The 22,026-nt window shown below is 62.9% G+C and carries 11 protein-coding genes; 3 read left to right on the top strand and 8 right to left on the bottom strand.

All coding sequences use genetic code 11. The features are described 5' to 3' along the window. Positions 1-714 precede the first annotated feature (714 nt). The 5 genes from B5F40_RS00380 to B5F40_RS16495 all read right to left on the bottom strand — a co-directional run bounded on the left by B5F40_RS00380 (position 715) and on the right by B5F40_RS16495 (position 15,401). Entirely contained in the window at positions 715-2,253 is a 1,539-nt protein-coding gene (locus B5F40_RS00380; RefSeq protein WP_087192400.1) for a sodium:solute symporter family protein, read from the bottom strand. Between the two features lie 1,094 nt (positions 2,254-3,347). Continuing rightward, on the bottom strand, positions 3,348-4,589 hold the full coding sequence (locus B5F40_RS00370) for a phenylacetate--CoA ligase family protein (RefSeq protein ID WP_087192398.1): 1,242 nt from the start codon (positions 4,587-4,589) through the stop codon (positions 3,348-3,350). Between the two features lie 579 nt (positions 4,590-5,168). Beyond that, a complete protein-coding gene (locus B5F40_RS00365; protein ID WP_087192397.1) occupies positions 5,169-10,868 on the bottom strand; it encodes a BspA family leucine-rich repeat surface protein in 5,700 nt (1,899 codons plus the stop codon). Positions 10,869-11,785: 917 nt separating this feature from the next. Further along, entirely contained in the window at positions 11,786-12,382 is a 597-nt protein-coding gene (locus B5F40_RS00360; protein ID WP_087192396.1) for an indolepyruvate oxidoreductase subunit beta, read from the bottom strand. Next, entirely contained in the window at positions 12,375-15,401 is a 3,027-nt protein-coding gene (locus B5F40_RS16495) for a thiamine pyrophosphate-dependent enzyme (protein WP_239442817.1), read from the bottom strand. Before B5F40_RS16495 ends, B5F40_RS00360 begins: the two co-directional genes overlap by 8 nt. A gap of 326 nt (positions 15,402-15,727) precedes the next feature. Between B5F40_RS16495 and B5F40_RS00345 the strand changes: the two genes are divergently transcribed. Further along, positions 15,728-16,027, top strand: a complete 300-nt coding sequence (locus tag B5F40_RS00345) for a TFIIB-type zinc ribbon-containing protein (RefSeq protein WP_087192395.1) — start codon at positions 15,728-15,730, stop codon at positions 16,025-16,027. 569 nt (positions 16,028-16,596) lie between these two features. Here the strand turns inward: B5F40_RS00345 and purE are convergent. The 3 genes from purE to B5F40_RS00330 form a co-directional block, all read right to left on the bottom strand. After that, entirely contained in the window at positions 16,597-17,067 is a 471-nt protein-coding gene (gene purE, locus B5F40_RS00340) for a 5-(carboxyamino)imidazole ribonucleotide mutase (RefSeq protein ID WP_087192394.1), read from the bottom strand. Positions 17,068-17,436: 369 nt separating this feature from the next. Beyond that, positions 17,437-17,781, bottom strand: a complete 345-nt coding sequence (locus B5F40_RS00335) for a winged helix-turn-helix transcriptional regulator (protein ID WP_087192393.1) — start codon at positions 17,779-17,781, stop codon at positions 17,437-17,439. Between the two features lie 540 nt (positions 17,782-18,321). Continuing rightward, positions 18,322-18,891 carry a TetR/AcrR family transcriptional regulator gene (locus B5F40_RS00330; protein ID WP_087192392.1) on the bottom strand — a complete coding sequence of 190 codons (570 nt, stop codon included), beginning with the start codon at positions 18,889-18,891 and terminating at the stop codon, positions 18,322-18,324. Between the two features lie 238 nt (positions 18,892-19,129). Between B5F40_RS00330 and B5F40_RS00325 the strand changes: the two genes are divergently transcribed. Together B5F40_RS00325 and B5F40_RS00320 are read left to right on the top strand one after the other, a co-directional pair. Then, positions 19,130-19,918: an EFR1 family ferrodoxin gene (locus B5F40_RS00325; protein WP_162610825.1), complete on the top strand. Its 789-nt coding sequence runs from the start codon at positions 19,130-19,132 to the stop codon at positions 19,916-19,918. 1,018 nt (positions 19,919-20,936) lie between these two features. Continuing rightward, positions 20,937-21,812: a radical SAM protein gene (locus B5F40_RS00320; protein ID WP_087192390.1), complete on the top strand. Its 876-nt coding sequence runs from the start codon at positions 20,937-20,939 to the stop codon at positions 21,810-21,812. The last annotated feature ends 214 nt before the right edge of the window (positions 21,813-22,026 follow it).

Here is a 22,026-nt window from a genome sequence, read left to right as displayed (position 1 = left end):
TTCGTTGCACTGCTGTCGCCAAATTGTTCTTTTCTCACAACGCTACCCAAGTTCTTCCAGCGAAAAGCAAATGGCGAGCAAGCGAAACCTTATCGAGACCATGAAGGCACCCTCCGCGTATTCCCTGTTCCAGAGCTTGCCATATCGCATCACGTTTCCAAAATGCGGACGAGGAAACCAAAATGGGCCCTCGAAGCAAACGGAGAGTAAATGAGATTTTGAAAAAGGGAGTGGCAGGTTTTGACAGGATCGCCTGATCAAACGGGCACCGACCCATTAGGAGGCCTTCGAAAACAGCTGGAGCTCATAGCGGGTCCCTCGGAGCAAATGGAGAGCACGTGAGAAACTCCTGGGAAGCGAGCGAAGCGGTCGGAGCTCGTCTGAGATGCAGGCTAGGCGGGTGGGCCTTCCGTCCGACTCAACCTTCTTCGAATGAGGGCCACAAGAACCAATGTTTCACGTGAAACACCCGTTTGCTCGATGAGCACACGGAGCGGCCATGCTCGAGCGCTCACCCCGAACATAGCCGCTCCGAGATTGCGGATGCCGCCTATCACGCCGCCTCGGCCATGCCGCACAACGACAACGCGCCCGCACGCGCCGCACATGCGGGCGCCATCCCGCCATGCGCCCAGACGATGCGATCCACGCGAGCGAGACGTCCGCATGCGCTGGATACGCGCGCCCTCCCTCGCATGGCGTAACGGTGCAACCCTATTCCGCTTCCAGCTCCTGCTCGTACTCGCGATCGATGGCGCCTTCCACGCGCGGCGGGTCTACCTCGAAGTCCACGCGCTTCGTGAACAGGCTTACCAGCGGCACGATGATCAGCGACAGCACCATGGCGATGGCGCCGCAGTTGATGGGGCTGGCGATGAACGCCGTGCCCACGAACCCGGCGATCATGTTGCCCGTGGTCAGGCCCACGCCCACAATGAAGCTGGCCCACACGGCCGGGCGCGAGATGCGCTTGGAGAACAGCCCCCAGAAGAACGGGCCGAGGAACGATCCGGCCAGCGCGCCCCAGCTGATGGACATGAGCTGCGCGATGAACGTGATGGACGAGTTGTACTGCACGAGCGCGAGCACCGCCGAGATGACGATGAACACCACGATGAGCACGCGCATGTACGACAGCTGCTTCTTCTCGCTCATGTTCTTCACCAGGTTGTCCTTGATGAGGTCGAGCGTGAGCGTGGACGACGACGTGAGCACGAGCGACGACAGCGTGGACATGGACGCGCTCAGCACCAGCACGATCACGATGCCGATGAGCAGGTCGGGCAACGTGGACAGCATGGTGGGGATGATGGAGTCGTACACCGGCGTGCCGGCGGCCGTCATCTCCACCTGCCCGCCGTACAGGCGGCCGAACCCGCCCAGGAAGTAGCTGCCGCCCGCCACGATCAGGGCGAACACCGTGGAGATGATGGCACCCTGCTTGATGGCCGGGCCGCTCTTGATGGCGTAGAATTTCTGCACCATCTGCGGCAGGCCCCACGTGCCCAGGCTGGTGAGGATGATGACGCCGATGAGGTCGGGCAGGTTCGGCCCGAAGAAGCTCACGAACGGGCCGGCCATTTCGCTGCCCTCGACCGGGATGAGCGAAAGCGACGTGATGGCCTCGGTGAAGCCGCCGTTGTTCACCAGCACCGCCACGATGACCGCCACGATGCCCAGCAGCATGACGATGCCCTGGATGAAGTCGTTCATGACGGTGGCCATGTAGCCGCCCAGCACCACGTAGATGCAGGTGATAACCGCCATGCCGATGACGCACCACTCATACGGCAGGCCGAACGCCATGCCGAACAGCCGCGACAGGCCGTTGTAGACGCTCGCCGTGTACGGGATGAGGAACACGAAGATGATGGCCGCGGCTGCGATGCGCAAACCCTTCGACTGGAAGCGCGCGCCGAAGAACTCGGGCATCGTGGACGCGCCCAGGCGGTGCGTCATCTCGCGCGTGCGCGGGCCGAGCACCCACCAGGCCAGAAGGCTGCCCAGGATGGCGTTGCCGATGCCGATCCACGTGGCCGCGATGCCGTACTTCCAGCCGAACTGCCCCGCATAGCCCACGAAGATGACGGCGGAGAAGTAGCTCGTGCCGAACGCGAAAGCGGAGAGCCACGGCCCCATGTTGCGCCCGCCCAGGATGAACCCGTCGACGGTGCCGGCGTGGCGTCGGCAGTAGATGCCCACGCCCACCGCCACGCCCACGAAAATGAGCACCATGCATATCTTTTCGATCATCGGTAGTTCCCTATCGTCTCATGCGGGCTGCCCCGCCCGCGTTCGCTTTCCGTTGGAGTGCGGGCCGTTGCTCCAGCTTGTTTCAGGTGAGACCCTTGCCGCATCATCAAATGATCGTACAAATGTTTCACGTGAAACATTTACCACAATATACTGATATTTAAGAACAAAAGTTTCATATGAAACTTTTCGACGGCTGAAGGAACGAGCCCGCGCAGTGGCGCACATGACCTTGCCGGCTGCGGGCGCGGCGTGCCGGGCTCCGACACGTCGCAGCACCACGGGCAAACCCATGTGCTAGAGGTATCGATAGGAATAATAAGGAAGGGCGCAATAGATCCTGTCGCCCTGATGGACCCTCGTATGCTGCAAGGAAGACGACGCATGGCATTCGGGATCGAGCGGAGAAGGCATCGGGGCGAGGCATTCGGAATCGCGCGGCGCGAAGGCGCGGCATGCAGCCGCGACGGCCAGCTCGAGGCGCCAACGCTCGTCGACGAAGATATGTCCCCTCGCAGAATGCATGCGCATACTCTACCACAGTAAAGCGCCTCGGCGAGCGAGAAAGTGAGCGGGCCGTCTCGATTCTCTCGCTAACGAACGAATGTTTCACGTGAAACATTCGGGGCACATAGGTTGATCGGGCGGGAGCGAAGCAGTCCGCCCATGCGCCCGGAGGGCGCATAACGGGCTCGCAGGTTGGGCAGGGCGCCTCGATCTGCTCGAGCTCGTCGCGGCGCACAGGCTCGCAGGTTGGGCAGGGCGCCGCCAGAGCGCCCTTTCGCGCCGACAGGCGCAAAGCCACGGGGGAGCCGTCGTCGGCCGCCCGCAGGGCGGCCTTCGCGCCGCAGGCGTGAAAACGGCCGCACAGGTTGGTTGGCCGCGGCGCTGCGCCCCGGCCATGCGCCCGGAGGGCGCATGATGGGCTCGCAGGTTGGCGTAGTAAGTCAGCGAGGCCGGCTGAGGTGCCCGAGATTCGTGGGATCGCGGAGGCGACGCGTACTTTGGTACGCGAGCCTCCGGGATCGCGCGAAGATCGGGTGCCTCAGCCGGCCGCAGCGTCGGCTGGTTCCGTTTGCCGGAGGCAAACGGAACTAATACCGGCTGTCGAAGATGCGCTTGGTCTTCTTCTCCGAACGGGGCAGCTCGCCCATGGGGACGCCCTTGGCATCCGGCGTGCAGCCGCACTTCGCCTTGAAGATGAGAGCCAGCTCCTCCTCGGCGCGGGTTTTCGCCTCGCCGTCGAGCGGGGTCTCGAACAGCACGGTGAGCACGTCCTTGCCGCTGATGTTCTCTATCATCACCTGGTACTCCGAGCTCGTGCCGTCGGTGGCGGCGATGACCTCCTCCACCTGCGCGGGGAAGATGTTGCACCCCTTCACCTTGAACATGTCGTCGGTACGGCCGGTGAGCGTGTCGATGCGCGGGTGACGATGCCCAAAGCCGCAGGTGCAGTCGCCGGGGATGATGCGCGTGAGGTCGTGCGTGCGGTAGCGGATGAGCGGCGCGCCCTGCTTGCGCAGCGTGGTGAGCACTAGCTCGCCCACCTCGCCGTCGGGCACGGGGGCGCCCGTCGCCGGGTCGACGATCTCCGCGTACACGTAGTCAGCCCACACATGCATGCCGTGATGTTCGGAACACGAAATGCCGATGCCAGGGCCGTACACCTCGGTCAGGCCGTAGATGTCGAAGATCTCCACACCCAGCTCACCGGCGATGCGCTGGCGCATCTTGTCGCCCCACCGCTCGCTGCCGATGACGCCCTTGCGCAGGTGCAGCGTGTCGCGGATTCCGCGCTCTGCGATCTCTTCCGCCAAAAGCAGCGCGTAAGAACTGGTGGCGCACAGCACGGTGGACTTCAAGTCCTGCATCATCTTCAGCTGCTTCTCGGTGTTGCCGGGCCCCATCGGCACAGCCATCGCTCCTAGGCGCTCGGCGCCCAACTGGAAGCCGATACCCGCCGTCCACAAACCGTAACCGGGCGTGATCTGGATACGATCGGCATTCGTGATTCCCGCCGTCTCGTAGCAGCGTGCGAACTGAACAGCCCAGTCGGTCACGTCCTGCTGCGTATAGGGGATGATGACCGGCGTACCCGTGGTTCCGCTGGAGCTGTGGATGCGCACGACTTCTTCATCAGGCACAGCTTGCAAACCGAGCGGATAGGCACGACGCAGGTCGTCCTTCTCGGAGAACGGCAGCTTCTCGAAATCCTCTTGAGTTTGGACATCGGCCAAATCGATGTCCGCGAACTTCTCAGCGTAGAAAGGGGAGCGATCTTTAAGCGTTCTGAACTGCTCTTTGACGAGGTCGAACTGCTTGGGCGTAAGCTCCATGGCAAACCTCCTTCAAGGCGATGGGCATAATGGGCCATTTGCGCGCGGATATGCGGCGTGGAAGCGCTTCAAGCTCGCTTGCGCGAGTCTTGAAGCAAGGGCCATCGACCGGCCGAGCCCTGGGGCACGGCTTGAAGGATGCGGATGTCGAATGTATTCACCATGCGCATCATTGTAAGCGAAGGGATCGCGAATGCAAAGAGAAAGACGCGTTGCACAGAGGCGTCCCGGCCCCTCGCTGCTCACCCTCCCCTGCATGACTCTTTCCGCGCCTTCGCTCATGCCTCGACGCGAGGATCGAACGGCATCGATCAGACCGCAGCATCCGAAGCGTCTCGCGCGCACGGATCACCGTCAGCTGTAACGCGAACTTGAAAAGCCCTTCGCGCAGGATGGTGCCGAGAGGCGCCGCAGGAGCAGGACTGAGAGCGTGTCGCTCGGAACGAGAGCCCGGCTTTGCGCCACAGGTTCAGCAGCTGCGCAATACCCCCAGAAAGAGCATGAAGCGCCGCAGCGAAAAACGAGGGACCCGGCATCGCCGGGCCCCTCGTTTCGTTTTCGGACGCAGTGCTCAAGTTCTCACTTCTCGCCGCCACGCCGACGCAGCGACGTCCACGTAGCCGCGATCATGCCGACGAAGGCTGCCACGGCGACAGAGGCCGCCAAGGACGCGGCAGGCGCTGCAGAGTCGGACGTCCGCACCAGAGCGGCCTGAGCCTGTCCACCACCCTGCACCTCCTGGGCATCGGAATCGCCGGAGTTCGTAGACCCGTCCTCCTGGCTGCCTTGGCCACCCTGGCCGTTGGAGCCGCCGGGGTTCGTAGGCTCGCCAGGATCCGTCGGCTCATTGGGATCGGTCGCACCGGGAACCGCCACGGAAACCGACGTCTCTGACGAGAAGCGCGGCACACCGTCGACCACACCGCCGGCGATCATGAACTCCCAACTGTGGCCACGCGTAACCTCAAGCGTTCCATCGGCGGACACAGCCACCGGCTCCCATGCGCCACCGTCGACGCGAGCAAGGTAGAGCCCCGCAGCCGCAGTAGCCGGATCGAACCCGACGAGATATGCCGGGCCGTCGGAACCCTGCGGTTCGAAAAGCGAGGGTGCGGGAACCGCGAAACGCTCGGGAACCGCAAGCCCGACGGACTCCGACTCCAAGCCGCTCTCCGAACCAACACGCACAATGGACAGCTGCTCCCCAGCGAGACCCAGAACGGCACTGCCATCGGAAAGCTCGGATCCATCGGCAGCGCGGGCCACAGTCGCATAGCCCGCACCACCTTGTTGACCGCCCGAGAGGACAAGCGTGCCGGCAGTCAGATCGAAGCTCGCATCAAGCCCGTCTGCAGGAAGAGCGGACGATTCCGGTGCCGAGGGACGCGTCCAAGCGACAACAGGCTCGGAAGGCTCCACTGGCGCCTCCCACACCTGGGCTGCTTCATCGGTGAGCGTCCAAGAGGCGCTCACCTCATGACGGGAGTTGGGCTCAAGCCCCTCGAACGCCGGAGAGCCCGACTCCGCACGCGAGCCACTCGAAGGCACGCAGGAGTAGGACAACCCCGGAGCGTAACCGCCACTCTCGGCAGCACCGGCCCAGCCCTCCGGAAGAGCCTCACGCCATGAGGCAGCGCCCACTGCCAGCGACGTATCGGTGGTGACGGAAGCGTCTTGGCTGCCCGGAACGGGTGCCGCAGGCAGCGGCGCCTTGACGAACGAAATCGAAGCCGTGTGCGCCGGACCGCCAGCAACCGAGTACGCCTCGAAGGAAGCCTGACCGCCAACAGCATCCGGACCCGCATCCCTCACATTCGAAGGATCGGACACGACGACCGGCACCTCAGCCCAGTTCTCTGCCGGATTGAAAGCCTTCGCGCCGGTCTCGGCGGCAAGCCATACGCCGAGCGCCGCGTCGCCCAGTGCAGCCTCAGCGTCTTTCTCGGGCAACGTCACAGCCGCATCGTTGAAGAACAGGTTCGGCTCTCCCCCATCAAAGAGGGAGATGTCGGCAGCAGCCGACAGCGATGCCGTCTCCGTCCCTGGCACCACGTCGAAGCGCACGGCATGAACGCCAGCCGCCGCGCCGGCGAGCGAGGAGGGTTCGGCGGAGAAGGAATAGGAATCGGCGGCCTGAACGTCCCAAGCGTCCCCATTCTCCTTCCACACGGTCAGGCCGCATGCCTTGGCAAGCCCTGCGTCATCGGCAAGCTCCAAGGAGGCCATCGCCGTCGTCGTGGCGTAGGGGTGGGCTGCCACAGCCCAGCCGTCTGCGACGGTCACGGCACCGGCAGGATAGACGTCCAGCTCGATCCTCTGCTCAAGCGAAAGGTTGTGCGTCCGACCTATCGAATCGGTGTAGGTGTAGGGCACGGTCAGCGTCCCGCCGTAAGAACCCTGCTTGAGTCCGCGAACCGACAAAGACACCATAGCGGAATCCTGTGCTGTGCCGATGTACCCGTCATTCGCGACATAAGCGCGCAGCCAAGATCCGTCGCCCTTGTCCGGAGTGAACGAGGGCTGGCCCACTTCGAACGAAACGGAGCTGGCACCCGAAACCGAAGCGGAGTCGAACAGGTCGCGAGCCGAAAGCGAAAGCACCCCGTCCAAAGCCCCGCCCTCCTCTATGGCGGGAGCATCGAGGGACAACGATGACTTCAGGCCAGCGTCCTCAATGCGCGCAGTCAGCGAGAACAGCGCCTCCGGCTTTATCTCCGCAATCTGGTCGCCCGTCAGCCCGGCCCCCTCCTTAGAGTCCATATAGATTGGACGCCTGCCTTTGAAGGAATCTGGATCGTAATCCACCAGCTCGCCATAAGCCGCAGCCAAATTGTCCTCGACCGTGACCGGGCCGGAGGAGTCGGTCTCGGCCCAGCGACGCTCGGCACCCTCGTCGCCGTCCAAGTCGTATTTCTCGTTGACATCGAAGTAGTAGCCAGAAAACACCAGAGCGCTGGAACGGAAAAGGCCCTGCGCGTCGGGTGCGCTACCACCTGCGTCGAAGATCGGCGGCTCGCCAAAAGACGCCCCAGGGTCGAGGGCCGAGGTGCGGGAGTTGTTGCCGTTGCCATTCTTCAAGGGACCGTAGCGCCCATCGGAATCCGGCGCGGAATACTCCTCGGGAATTGAGAAACGGCCCGCATAGACGCCTACGGCCTGACGATAGGTCGCCGAGAACGACAGTCCGTCCATCGTGCGCCACGTGACAGCCTCGCCTGTCGACGACGTGCCGAAATCGGCTGGCGAGATACCCCCCTCCGCAATCACGGAAAGGGAGCTAGCCACCTGGAAGGGGCGAGTGGTTCCGTCGGCAAGGTGCAACACCCAAGGGTCGCGCACGTACGATCCCCAGCTGATCTCGGTGGGATCGATAGGCTTATCGCCAGGCTCAAGGTCGGGGAAGTATTTTTCGACCCACGTGGGGTCGTCGGGGTTCCAGTACGATGAACTCCCTTTCAGGTCGACCAGAAGCTCGCAGCGCGTCTCTTCGGTCCACCCCACGCTTTGAACGGATGGGATGCCGGGATCGACCGAACCCTTAGGCTCCTCTCCGTCAGTAGACGATTTGTCGAAGTTTACGATCCAAGACACGTCGTAGCGACGCTCCTTAAGATAGTACTTCGCCTCGACGGGACCGTCCGCAGCGGGGCCGGCTCCTGCGAGGGCCTCCGTAAGATCGTCGCCTTCCAGGATGCGAGATTCCCCTTCCTGAATATTCCACTCGATGCGGACGATATCGTAGCCGGGCACCTCGAACGTACCCTCACCTTCAAAGAACACCGGGAGCTTGGAGCCAAGACCCTCCGTAACCAGCCCGTCACTAGGTTTACCATCATAGCTGACCGACCCATCGTCGCGCAGTACACCCACAGGCTCCGTGCCAAGCGGCTCATCGGTAGCGACATCGACGAAGGACAACGAGACCGGCCAGATCTGGCTAACCTCGGCAGATGCGGGCACCGAAGCAGCCCAGCCCACATGGTCGTCCACCTGAACGGGGGTGACACGAGCCTCGTAGGAGCCGGCCGCAACCGATACCACTTCTTTGGGCCACTCGGCCCACGACCCATTGCCGACCTCTCTGAACTGGTAGGTACGGCCCTGCTGATCGTCAGGCAACGATATCGAGCCCTCACCGGGATCGCCCGAAGCCGAACCCACCGCCGGCGTGCAAACCGTCTGCGGAGCGGCAGGACGCCCGTGAACAGCCAAATCCTGCGACCAAAGCTTGCCTGAATTGCCGATGCCGGAAAGGCTCAAGTCGTGATGCACGTCGCCCTGGGCCTTCCACTCATCCGAGTCGAGCGCAGGAGCCAGGCTGAAAAACCAGCCGTCCTTTCCATTAAACTTCCAGTCGGGCTCGACGCCCATGGGCAGACCCTCAACAGAAATGTCGGAGGGAGCTGCAACGTCACCCGAAACACTCACAATCTCATCAAAGATGTCGAGCGTTACGTCCACATCTGCCGCAGTCGCAGGAAACGATCTGGTAATGAGAATCGACCGGCCCTCTATGACGTAATCGGCCTGAGCCCCATCGAGGGTCACATTCGTGCGTTCCTTCTCAGCAGTCGAAGCCGGAATAGATATCTTGATGCGAGCGGTGTACGATTTCGATGCGTCAGCCGGTTCGCCCTCGGGTACGAGCTCACCATCGATACCGCCGACATGCCATTCAACAGACTCCACGACCGGATCGGGACCATGCCAAAGCGTCGAGTCGTTCTGCTGAGAGTCGTTCAGCTGAGAAGCGCTCTGGAAGGAACGCTGCTTGACGGAAACCGCCACGTCACGGTCGAGCTCCGTACCTTCACTGGGATCGGAAAGGCCCGATACTTCATAACTGGTGATGTCGGGCACACGCACCCACGTACCCGACTGATCGGGGAGGCCAGCAATGCCATTGGCGTCGAGCACCTCGAAGGAGTCGTAGGCGGCATCCGCATCGGCACCTCTCGCCCACAGGCCCGAGAGTCCGATATCTGCAGCATCGGAAGGGAACGCTACTCCGCCTTCGCCCACTTCAACCATCCAGAGACTCTTGCAGCCAGAAAAGAAGCCCTCGTGGTTCCCGACATTCTTCTCTAGGTTCATGGACAGCGAAACTCTCTCGAGCGAATAGCAATTGTTAAAAAAATTTAACATCGTGGGATTATTCGGCATCTTCCAATCGGCAATGTGCTCGGCGGAGGTCAATCCCGTGCAGCCATTGAACAACCTGTGCGCCGATATCACATTTTGGACTTTCCATTTCTCAAGGCCCTCGAGCGACGTCAAGGCCGTGCAACGGTCGAACATGTCGTTTAGAAGCTGCACATTGGAGACGTCCCATTCTCCCAGGGGCTCGAGGGATGTCACGGACGAACATCCGCTGAACATAACGTTCATGTCTGTCACATTGGAGACGTCCCATTTTCTCAGGGGCTCGAGGGATGTCACGGACGAACATCCGCTGAACATCTCGATCATGTTTGTCACATTGGAGACGTCCCATTTTCTCAGGGGCTCGAGGGACTCCAAGGCAAGGTCGCCCTTAAACATCGCGTCCATTCTCGTCACATTGGAGACGTCCCAGTCCTCGACGCCTTTTACGGATGTCAGAGCTTCACACTCTTGAAACATGCTGGTACAAGAATAGGCGCTATTCATATCGAGATTCTCCAGCCCCTCAATCCTGGTGAGCGAAGAGAAACCGGCGAACAGATAATCAAAGTTACCCGTACCAGAGGTAACGGTGTCTTCGATGGTTATAGAGAGCACTTGTCCTTCGTCAAAGACAACCGGCCAGACACCCCTCCACCTACCGCCCTTGATAATGAGGTGGCCATCTTCGAACTCGCATTTCAGTTCATCAATTCTGGAATCGCTTTTAGCTATAACCTCTTCCGAACCCACGTCAGGCTCCACGGCGCTTTGAGCTTCGGACGCCCCGGCACTTTGAAGACTCCGTTCCTCAACGGGATCGATCGCACCCCCTCCTTGGATAGCGTCCTGTTGCCCCTGCGCCGCAGAAGACGGCACTTCCTCAGCGGCATCCTCTCCATCGGGGAACAAGGGGGTGTCCTTTCCAGTTGCGGCATCGCCTCCCTCAGGTGCAGAATCCACCTCTGTACCGTCCTGAAGGTCACTGTTTACCGCAGGGGTCTCGGACGGAGACTCATTGAACGAAGCTAGTACCCCCCCCCCTACATCAATCTTCGCGAGTGCCTGGGCCGGGACGAAGCCCAGCGCTAACACGACGGAGAGCGCCACGGCGGTTGCCTTTCTGAACGCAGGCATCTCCTCCTCCTTTCTTTTCCGAAAATGGCGTCACATGGTTCGAATTACTTGTGATGTGCACGAATATAATCTCCGCTATGCTATGCCAAACGTTTTGATTTAGCAAGCGCACAATAAACGAACAGTAAGTAATGCTTTTTTGGATTCCCGCGTTTCTTGACCCTTCGAATTCTCATCGGCACTTTGATGGGAAAACGTATGATATGTGCATCCCCGTCTTCGCCGCACGCTTTGTGTCGGCATTAAAAGGACGGTGGACATCGCGTGGGGCGTGCGGTCCTCGTCGTGCGCCCAACAAAGAGGCGCACGACACGCAAACGAATCACGAGGACAGACGACTTCAATAATGAAGCTGCGAAAGCCCCCCCCCCACCGCACGAAACGTCAAGCAAACCAGGCTCGCCTCGCTCGGAAACCGTCGCTTTCGCGCCTTCCCCACCCCGGATCGAGATTTGCCCTCTATGCTCGAGCGAAGCCCTTTGCGACCGAGAGGCGTACGGTTTCGGTCTGCTCTATGTTTGCAAGCGGTTCGCATCCGCCCATCAGCCACCTCACTCTTTTTCGGACACGACAAATGAGGCGCCCGATTGGGCAACGTCACGAAGGGATTGCTCTCATTTCAGATATCTTGCGAGCGCACCAATCCGTAGTGAGCGCCACTGCAACGGCTATCATACGGGCATGCCAGATCGAAGTAGCGCATCACGACGGGTCATGGTCGCTCAAGGACAGGCACCCTCCCATCGAGAACGTTCGGCCGATGGCGACCACAAGCAAGCATGAAGGGAAGCCTATCAAAGAACGAAACGCTCGAAAGCGAGTTGCGCTCACTCGCGCAACCAGCTTGCGAACTTGTTGCTACCCCCTGGGATGGCCGCGCCGTTTCGCTCTTCGATGCACATGCTGTGGAAGCGTCATCACGAGACCGCAGCGGCGATAGCAGCCAAGTTGATATCGACGAACTGGGGTTTCACGCACGTGCAGATCGCACGGCGCAGATCGTCGAGGGTCAGAGGAAGCCTTCCTGTGTTCAGCGCACACGCCAGCAACACGGTGTTGAGCGCCTTGCGACCGCCCGTCTGCCGTAGGATACGCTCGTCGTCTACCGCCACAAAACGCCGCGCGGTACCGTCGTTCAAAAGCGCGTTCAAACGGATCACCACCTCTTCTCCTCGGTACGGCTCGTTCGACAACGCCGCCGTCACCGGCTGTATAGCCGTGGTGGCGGAAACCAGCACGCCATCAGGCGCAAGATACGAAAGCACGCGCGCGCCTTCGGCCGGCTCGAACGCAATGACGAGATCGGCCGTGCCATGCGCCACCAACGGTGCGAGCACCTCCTCACTCGCATCGCCCATTCGCACATGCGACACCACGCTACCGCCACGCTGCGCCATGCCGATCGTTTCGGCCGTGCGCACTTGCCAGCCCTTCTCCTGCGCAGCCTGAGCCAGCACCTTTGCCGCAAGAACGGTTCCCTGCCCACCCACGCCCGTCAACAGCACGTTACGCACGAAAGCCCCTTTCCGTCCGCATCTTCCCCGTCGATGGAAGCTTCTCCGTCGGCAGCTTCCCAATCGACGATCCTTTCGACAGGTTTCCCACTGACAGGTCTTCCATCGACGTCCGTACGGCGATCTCGCATTCCGCCGCGCTCCCATTTGCCGAAGCAGGACTTTCCACCGCAAGCTTTTCCGCTGGCTGACACCGAATCGACAAATCCGACGAAGCACCCAGCGCCTTCCCATCGGATGATTCGCATAAAACGTCTGTTTGCAGCACGGGAATTCCCAGCGCGCCGAACGGACACACCTGCACGCAAAGGCCGCAGCCGTTGCAGAGGCTCACGTCCACGAACGCCTGACCGCGCTCGCGGCTCCTCGGGCCGCGAGCGTCCGCATCGAAGCCGATGCCGGGACAGCCGATCGCGGTGATGCACTTCTTGCAGCCTGTGCATACATCCGCGTCCACCTGCGCCGGAGCGCCGGGGCGCACCAGCTGCACGCACGGGCTCTCGAACAGGATGGCCGACGGACCCTCAAACGACAGCGCCTCGCGCGCCGCCTCTTCGGCCGCAGCGAGGTCGAGCGGATCGGCCCGCACGATACATTCGACGCCGAAGGCCTCGAGCACGCGCCGGATGGACAACGGCGCGCGACGCGGTCCCATCAGCGTTGCGCCCGTACCGGGATGGGGTTGCGAACCGGTCATGGCGGTGGTGGCGTTGTCAAGCACGCACACGGTGATGTCGTGGCCGTTGTACACGGCGTTCACGATGCCGGTCAGCCCGCTGGCGAAGAACGTGGAATCGCCCACGAACGCCACGTGCTTCTTCTGCGGTTCTGCCACGGCGAAGCCCTGCGCCATCGTGATGCCCGCGCCCATGCACAAGCACGTGTCCACCGCATCGAGCGGTTTGGCGTTGCCTAGCGTGTAGCAGCCGATGTCGCCGCACAGCACGGCGGGCGTTTTCCCAAGCGCACGTTTCACCGCGTAAAAGCTGCCGCGATGCGGGCAGCCTGCGCACAGAACCGGAGGACGCACGGGAAGAGGCGCGTCAAACGCGTCCGCTGCGCCCTCTCCGCATGAGCGCGCAGCGGACGCACGAAGAGCCGAAACGGAATCGGCCGCAAGGATGTCCGAAGATGCCATGACCACCGAGGGCGCGGAAGGCACCGAAGGTCCAGCGCATGCCGAGGGCGCAGCGGCCTCCGAAGCCATGGCGGGCGCCGGAGGGGCCGAGGGCGCTGAATTTACAGAAACCGCAACAGTCGCCGCATCCGCTTCCGCGACGGATGCGCTGCAAGGGGGAGCAAGCGGTTCTGCAACGAAAGACGATGCGGAATTGGATGCGGACGCGAGCATAGGAACGGCATTCGCAACCCGCCCGTCGGAAGCCTTGAAAGACGATGAGGAACCGGGATCGGATGCCGCGAAGGCAGGCAATACAGAAGAAGGCAGAGGGGAAACGGATGGGGATGTTTCATGTGAAACATCCGACGTGCTCGAGATGAGCGCATCAGCGCCCAAAAAGCGTGCGATGCGGAGCGCGATGTCGTCCACGTCGTTCTCACCGCGGTCACGCGCGTCACCGGTCAGCCGCCCGCACACCTCGCATGCCGCGCGACCCTTGCCCGCCAGCACCAGCAAGCCATCTTCCAGCACGTTATCGAGCTCTTCCAACACCAGCACGCGCTCTAAGCCCTCGGCGAAGCGCGCCACCGCGTCTTCGGGGAAGGGGTACGGCGTTCCCACCTGCATGAACCGAAACGCTGGCAACACGACGGACGCCGCCTCCGACGACGGCTGTGCATCCGCAGCGGCAACCGCTGCGCCTGTTGCCGGCGCCGCCGAAGCTGCAACCGTTGCGTCCGCCACAGCCGCAGCAGCCGTCGCGCCTGCTGCAGCAGTCGCACCCACCGCGACCGTTATGCCCGCTGCAACGCGCTCGGCCAACATCCGCAGCGCCTCGCGCGCGTATGCCGCCGACACGCCCCCCGCAAGAATGCCCACGCGCGGATCGCCAACAGCTTCTCCATCGGTCCCCGATTCGCTGCCGCTTTTTTCGGCGGCGTCCTTCCGAAGGGCGCTTCCTTCGCGAATGGCTTTTTCGTCGGCGGGCATTTCGTGCGGAACGCCCATTGCGGCGCACGCCTTCTCCGCATGGACCCCTCCCGCAACGGCACTCCCTTCCGCAACAGCGCGTCCTTCCGCGGCGACGTGCGCCTTCTCCGCGCGGGATTCCTGCATCGCGCCGAGTTCTTCCGCACTACCGCCTTCTTCCGCCCCAGCATGCTCTTTCGCCGCGCCGCTCTCCGGCATCTCAACAAGCGCATTGAACGCCGCCAAAACGGGATCCGCGCAAAAATCGCGCGCGATCAGCCCCAGCCGCTCGTTGATCTCGCCATGGGCCTCCCATGCACGCCGGGGGAAGATCACCCATTTGGAATCGCGCACGAAACCCTCATCGGGAACGGGACGCGCTTCGGTGACGTCGGCCACCTCGAAGAACGTCGAAGCGTGGCAGATGCGCGTCGTGGGCCGCACGATGACGGGCGTGCCGTAACGCTCGGACAGATCGAACGCAGCTTTCACCATGGCGAAGCCCTCTTCAGGCGTGGAAGGGTCGAGCACCGGCAGTTTTGCAAAGGAGGCGAACCGGCGCGTATCCTGTTCGGTCTGCGACGAGATGGGGCCGGGATCGTCGGCCACGAACAGCACGAGGCCGCCTTTCACGCCCACGTAGTTCAGGCTCATGAGAGCGTCGCTCGCCACGTTCAGCCCCACCTGCTTGCACGTGAACAAGCAGCGCGCGCCGGCGTATGACGCACCGGCCAAAAGCTCGAGCGCAGCTTTCTCGTTCGTCGACCACTCCACATGCACGCCGCGCGCGCTTCCGGCAGCGTGCAGCTTCGCGATCGTCTCGATAACCTCCGACGACGGCGTGCCGGGATACCCCGCCGCCACGCGCACGCCCGCCTCCAGCGCCGCATGCGCGAACGCCTCGTTGCCCATCAGCAGCTTCTTCGCCATTGCCCTCGCCCGCCCCACTCTCGTCACCTGAACGGATGTTTCACGTGAAACATCGTTTCCGCCATGATAGCAAAAGCACCTGAAGCCGCCAGAAGACATCTGCGAAAGGGGCTTGCTGGGCATGCGGACGAAGCGCAGACCGAAAAAGAGCCGGCGAACGTTCGCAGCCCGAGGATGCCGCCGCGCGAAAAAGCACGCAAGACGGCGCTTGACGGAGTTCGAGATTGTCAAATCGAAGTAACGGTTTCTGCGGCATGCAGAGATGCAGACGAGATTTCGGTACCATTTCTCTACGCCTCAGCGATTCGAGAGAAAGCAGGTATCGCATGAAATGTCCTCTCTGCAATGTCGACCTGGTTATGAGCGAGCGCCAAGGAATCGAAATCGACTATTGCCCACAATGTCGCGGCGTTTGGCTTGATCGCGGCGAGTTGGACAAGATCATCGAGCGCTCTTCGGCGCCCACCGCCGCCCCGCATACGCAACCGATGGGCTACGATGAAGGCTACCGGCGCTCGGAAAAGCGTTTCGACAAACATCCTCGATACGATGACGACTACCGCGAGCACCACAAGAAAAAGCGACGCGGCGACTTTTTGAGCGACCTTTTCGAGTTCGGCGACTAACCAAGCTCGCGATCATCCGCAAGCGCTGCGCCAAAGGTCGCGACATTCGACGGGGCGCGGTCAAACCGCACGTCTCCGCGCCCCGCACCCACCGCAGCCGCACCGTGCTACCGACATCGCCAAAGTGATCGGCCTCTTGGACGCAGCCGCTCTTCCGCATCAGCGCGACCCGAGCCGCACATCGGAACCACCCGCGCGCAAGCTTCCGTCCATAACGACTTCTCGTAACGACTTCGCGCGGACACCGGACACCATGCATCTCGGAAGACTCCGTGCTACGACGTTGCGCGCTTCGGCGCTCTCGCACGCTGCCCGCCAAAAGCATCGCGCAACCTCCGCGCAAGCTGGCGGATATCTGCCCCCAATCACTCGACTCTCCTCAAAGAGGGCCATGCCGCTTTCCGCACGCAACCCTGAGGGCGGCCTCTTTTTGCCGCACGCCTCTCAGCGGGAACTGCTCCTTCCCGCACGGCGCTCGGCGAGTATCCGGGCGTCTTCGCCCTCCCTCGGACGATTTCCATGCGCCGCCCGCCGAGCGCACCGCAAAGGCGCACGTGCTTCCGCGTTGCTTACGCCTCGGCCATCGCGGCTTTGAAGTCGATAATCTTCTGGCGCGCGCCATCACAACCGGTGCCCAGCATCTGCACAGCCAGAATAGCGGCGTTCTTCGCGCCGTTGATGGCAACGCACGCCACCGGCACGCCGCTGGGCATCTGCACCATCGACAGCAGCGAGTCGAGGCCGCCGAGGTCGCTCGTCTTCATAGGAACGGTGATCACCGGGTTCGGAGTGTAGGCCGCCACGACGCCGCCCAGATGCGCCGCCTTGCCCGCCGCCGCGATGATGACGCGGATGCCGCGCTCGTGCGCGCCGCTCGCCCACTCGTGCACCTCGGCCGGCTTGCGGTGCGCGCTTGCCACCTTCACCTCGTACGGCACGCCGAACTCCTCCAGTTGCTGCATGCACGGCTCCATCGCCGGCATGTCCGACGTGCTTCCCATGATGATGCCCACCACCGGCTTACCCTTTTCACAAACCATGTGCGTTCCTTCCCGAAAATCCTTTCAACCGCGCTGCCCGTCTACGTGGCGCCTTCCGCACGCCCCTTCCGCGCAGCCCGCGCGCCAAAACCCCAGGGATCTGCGCATCCGTGCGGCGACTTCCGCGCGGCGCATTTTGCGCGGCGATTCCCTGCGGCATATCCCGTGCGATGGCTTCCAAACGACGCACTCGCGCGACTCGTTTCGCGCGACGCTCCCGAGCGCACTGCCCGCGCCGCTTTCCACGCAATGCCGCCGCACGCTCCGACCGGCAGCGCGCCCCTATCAGCGATCAGGTGTTTCACATGCAACATCCGATGCGCAGGAGCCATCGCCCCTATTGTACCGCGTCGGGCCGCGCACAGGCGCCTACGACGGCTCTTCCTCGGCGAACTCCCGTTCTCCCCACTCGCGCAGCGCCTCCAACACGGGAACAAAGCCCTCGCCGCGCGGCGTGAGGCGGTACTCCACACGTGGCGGCATCTCGCCGAAGTCGTGACGCGAGATAAGGCCGTCGCGCTCCAGCTCTCGCAACTGCTTGGAAAGCGTCGAATCGGAGATGCCTCCGACGCAGCGCTTGATAGCGCCGAAACGCCGCACGCCCTTGATGCCGATATAGTACAGCAGCTCGATCTTCCATCTGCCGCCCACCACCGCCTGCACCTTGGAAACATAGGGGCAACGTGCCACCAGCTCGCCTTGCCTTACCGCCATTCGCCACCGCCTCCTTTCGCATGCGAGAACGCAGCCGGACCGACCGCGCCGGCGTCGCGCACTTCTTACGTGCGCATGATACAGCGCGGCGAAGGAATGCGGCAAAAAACGAGGCCGACATCACGCACTTTGCCGCACCGCGTCGCAGCGGAGGAGCGGGCGGCGCTCGCCGGAGCGGACGACACCCTCGAGGCGCGCGACAGGACGCCGCAACGGTAGCGGGCATGCGACGCATACCACGGCGACGGGCAGATGCGTGACAGGATGCTGCAACGATGACGGTGCACGGCGCGATGTCGCAGTGACGATCAGACGCACGGCGAAGCTGACGCGGAGCGGGCGGCTATGTGCAGAATGCCGAAATGCGCAACTGCCCCGCCAATCCCGCCAATCCCCCATGCAAAGCTGTCCCGCCGATCCCGCTCCTCCCCATGCGCAGCCGTCCACGCCAGCCCCACCCCGCGCCCCCCGATACGCAGCCTGCCTTGCCCGCAGCGGGCGCGCCGGCAGCGCTCCTCCGCGAGCCAAATGACGGGGCGCTCACACGCCGGCCAGCAGATGATGCAGGTGGCTATGAGCCTGGACCTTCGTGCAGGGACGGTCGCCCAAAAGGCTCCACTCCAACACGAGGAGCAGCGTGTTGGCAAAATGATCGGCAACCAGACCGGTCGGCACCGGTCCCGCCATACGTGCCGGACAGGCGCGCATGGCGGCACGCACCTCGGCGCGCACGATGCCGCGCAGGCAGCTGAGCAGATAGCCTGAATCCTCGTTGCAGGCAAGCGTGCGCCTCACCACGTCGAGATGGGCGGCACAGAGGTCGTAAGCGCGGTCGAAATGCGCATGCAGGCTCTCCTCCGCGCCCATCGAAGGGTCCTCCTTCGCCCGCAGATGCGCAACGACACGCGACCACCCGTAGTTCAGCAGATCGAACTTGTCATCGAAGTAGTTGTAGAACGTCGCGCGCGGATACCCCGCACGCTGGCACAGCTCGTTCACCGTCACCCGCTCGAACGGCTGCTCGGCCACCAGCTCCAATAGCGCACGGGAGAACGCATCGAGCGTGCGCTGCGCCCCGCGCGTGGGCTTTTTCGTCACGTCGTATTTCATCCCAACCCCCCTGGCCCGATTTTGACCCGACCATAACCGCAGCCGATTCGAACATGGACAGTTTCGACCGATCCGTCCAACGATGGGCAAAACGGGTCAACCTGTCTCTTGCATCGCTTCGCACGGCATTCTATGGTTGTCCCCGGTTCTTGGCAAGCGCTCGAAACCGAGCCCGCCCCCGCATTGCGCCCTTCCGGCCAACGAAGGCAGAGCGAGGCCGCAACGAGGGCGAAACGCGATGGCGCGCACACGGGAGGATACGATGATCTTCTACTATTCGGCCACCGGAAACAGCCGGCACGCGGCCAAACGGCTCGCCGCGGCACTCGACGACACCGCCGTCTCCGTCTTGGACTGCCGCGCGGAGAGCCGCACCTCGTTCGCGCTGCCGGCGGGCGAGCCGCTCGGCCTCGTCACACCGACATACTTCATGGGGCTGCCCACCCTCATGTCCGACTTCCTCGACGCGCTCGAACTGGACGTCGAAGGCGAACCCTATGTCTACCTCGTAGCCACGTTCGGCAACTTCAGCGGCACGACGCGAGCCATGACCGCAAAGGCCCTGAAAAGGCACGGCATCCGGCTGGCCGCCGCCTTCGGTGTGCGCATGGTGGACACGTGGACGCCTTGGTTCGATGTGTCCGACCGCGAGCGCGCTTTGCGCATCACGCGCGAAGCCGACACGCGCATCGACGACATCGCGGCGCGCATCCGCAGACGGGAGGAAGGGTCCTACCGCCTTCGAACAGGTCCGCTGCTCGAGGCGCGCGCCATCCACGCCCTATGGAGACGCGGCCGCTCCACCGCCCCCTTCTCGGTGAGCGACGCGTGCATAGGCTGCGGCAGGTGCGCACGCGAGTGCCCCTCGGACGCCATCCGCATGAGCGAGGGGATGCCCGTCTGGGCAAGCAGCACGTGCGCGCAATGCCTCGGCTGCCTGCACCGCTGTCCCGTCTTCGCCATCCAACGCGGCCCCCGTACGAAACGGCACGGTCAATGGACGCATCCCGGAGAGCGCGTCGGATAGCGCGCGAAGCTGCGAGGTCGAAAGGGCGGGAGGCGCGGCACGACGTGCGGCGCCGCAAGTCCGAACGTCACAGGGTGCAGTGCCGCGAAGACGAATGCCGCAAGAATCGCGCCTTGCGCCCAAGCACAGCCGATCATGAGCGCGAAAACGGCTTCCGTATCGGATTATCCTGCGAGGACTCCGCTTCGCTTCCGCGCATCCCACATACGCAATCGCGAACAAGCTTGCCGACCCAACCTCATGACGCATCTGATCGGAATCGAAGCAAACCCTTCAAGGAAAGTCGTTTGTCCATGTCAAGCCGCCGTTGATGCGAGCCTGCGCTCGATCAGTCTCGCGCTCAGGCCCCTTGCGGGCGGACGCCGCGGAATGCCCGTCGGGAGAGGGGGCCACGCGACGCCGACGAGGCCGCATGCGAAAGCCGACCGGGAATACGCCAATGGCGGTTTGGCATAGACACCGCCGCGAACTGGCACGAATCACGCTTTGTGCATGGATCTGCGGCCCATCTGCGACGCTCGGCTTCCCTCCGACTTCCCCCGACCTGGGTTTATGCCGACCGCCTTTGGCCCAGCCCCCTTTCCGGCGCCGAAAATCCATGCACAAAGCGCGATTCGTGCCAGTTAGGGCCTTTTCCGCTGTTAAACCGCCATTGACATCGGCCAAGACGACCCGTTGCACAAGCTTCTGCCAGCGCTTCGAAAGGGCCACCCGCCAAACAGGGAGGGCCTCGCAACAACCAGCCGGAAAAGGCTCGGCTCGAAGCCCGGCGAACGCGGGTTTGCGTCGGCGATGGTTTAACAGCGGAAGGTCTCCGCCCGCGTCAAGCCGCTACGAGCATGCGCCCGGCACCTCAGCGCTCCCCCTCTTGTCGCAAGCTCCAGCAAAGGGACGAAACCGGCGCCGCCCCGTCATGCGCCGTCAAGAATCCTTTTACTCCAAAAAAGGACAGTACTGTTTCTTTCTATTGCCTTAAGGCATAGTTTCGCACGAGACGAAACCATAGGAAGGAGACACCATGCATTTCACCGGAACGATTTGGCGGCCCCCTTACGAAGCGGGCTCGGCACTGCTGCAGGTCACCGTCGGCTGCACGCACCATCGCTGCCGTTTCTGCTCGCTTTACCAAGACCCGTTTTCGCTCTCGCCGCTTTCGGAGGTGGAAGCCGACCTCGCCGAGATACGGCGCTTCCACCCGCACGCGCGCCGCGTGTGGCTCACCGGCGCGAACCCCTTCGGCATCAGCGAGACGAAGCTCACGCCCATCTTGCAAAGCGTCAGAGCGGCGCTTTCGAGCGTGCGAAGCATCGGGGGCTTCGTGCGCATCGGCGATCTGCGGCGCAAGACCGACGACGATCTGGCCCGCTGGGCCGAACTCGGCGTGGACGGCCTCACCATCGGCGTTGAAAGCGGCCACGATCCTTCGCTCGACTTTATGGAGAAGGGCCATACAGCAGCCGATATCGTGCAGCAGTGCCGCAGGCTCGACGCGGCGGGCATCGGCTATTACTTCTTCTACCTTTCGGGAATGGCCGGAGCCGGACGCTGCATCGAAGCCGCACGGGCAAGCGCCGAGACGTTCAATCAGACGAAGCCGCGCATCATCAGCGTGCTTTCGATGACGTTGTTCCCCGATTCGCGCCTTGCGCTCGACGTTGAAGAGGGACGTTTCGCGCCCGCTGGCGAGTTGGAACGCCTCAAAGAGGTGCGCGAGTTGGCTGCGAGCCTCGAGATCGAGACGCTTCTGTCCACTGCACACGTGTCCGACACCGTCCATGTGGAGGGAATGCTGCCGAACGATCGGGCCGGCATCCTCTCGGCTCTCGATCACGCTATCGACACCTACGACGAACGCGATCTGAGAAACTACCGCCGCCGCATCCGCTCGCTGTGAGGGGAACCCGCGAAATTCTCCGGACGCACATGGCGACCGGCCTCCGAACGCTGGACGCCCATCGTCGAAGCCACGAGCGGGTGCGCATGGGGATGCTGCACGTTCTGCACCCTCTACGAGAGGGAGCCCTTCCTCGTAACCCCCTTGGAGCGATCCTGCCGCAACCTTGACGAGTGAAAGCCCCTTTCGCACGCCGCCTATGGCTTACCGGAAG

Source organism: Gordonibacter sp. An230 (assembly GCF_002159915.1).
Classification (GTDB): domain Bacteria; phylum Actinomycetota; class Coriobacteriia; order Coriobacteriales; family Eggerthellaceae; genus Rubneribacter.
This window is presented reverse-complemented; position numbering and strand designations above follow the sequence as displayed.

Bases quoted from the DNA above. Each gene is read 5' to 3' on its own strand.
- B5F40_RS00380 (WP_087192400.1), bottom strand. From the start codon at position 2,253: ATGATCGAAAAGATATGCATGGTGCTCATTTTCGTGGGCGTGGCGGTG.
- B5F40_RS00370 (WP_087192398.1), bottom strand. From the start codon at position 4,589: ATGGAGCTTACGCCCAAGCAGTTCGACCTCGTCAAAGAGCAGTTCAGA.
- B5F40_RS00365 (WP_087192397.1), bottom strand. From the start codon at position 10,868: ATGCCTGCGTTCAGAAAGGCAACCGCCGTGGCGCTCTCCGTCGTGTTA.
- B5F40_RS16495 (WP_239442817.1), bottom strand. From the start codon at position 15,401: ATGGCGAAGAAGCTGCTGATGGGCAACGAGGCGTTCGCGCATGCGGCG.
- B5F40_RS00345 (WP_087192395.1), top strand. From the start codon at position 15,728: ATGAAATGTCCTCTCTGCAATGTCGACCTGGTTATGAGCGAGCGCCAA.
- purE (WP_087192394.1), bottom strand. From the start codon at position 17,067: ATGGTTTGTGAAAAGGGTAAGCCGGTGGTGGGCATCATCATGGGAAGC.
- B5F40_RS00335 (WP_087192393.1), bottom strand. From the start codon at position 17,781: ATGGCGGTAAGGCAAGGCGAGCTGGTGGCACGTTGCCCCTATGTTTCC.
- B5F40_RS00330 (WP_087192392.1), bottom strand. From the start codon at position 18,891: ATGAAATACGACGTGACGAAAAAGCCCACGCGCGGGGCGCAGCGCACG.
- B5F40_RS00325 (WP_162610825.1), top strand. From the start codon at position 19,130: ATGGCGCGCACACGGGAGGATACGATGATCTTCTACTATTCGGCCACC.
- B5F40_RS00320 (WP_087192390.1), top strand. From the start codon at position 20,937: ATGCATTTCACCGGAACGATTTGGCGGCCCCCTTACGAAGCGGGCTCG.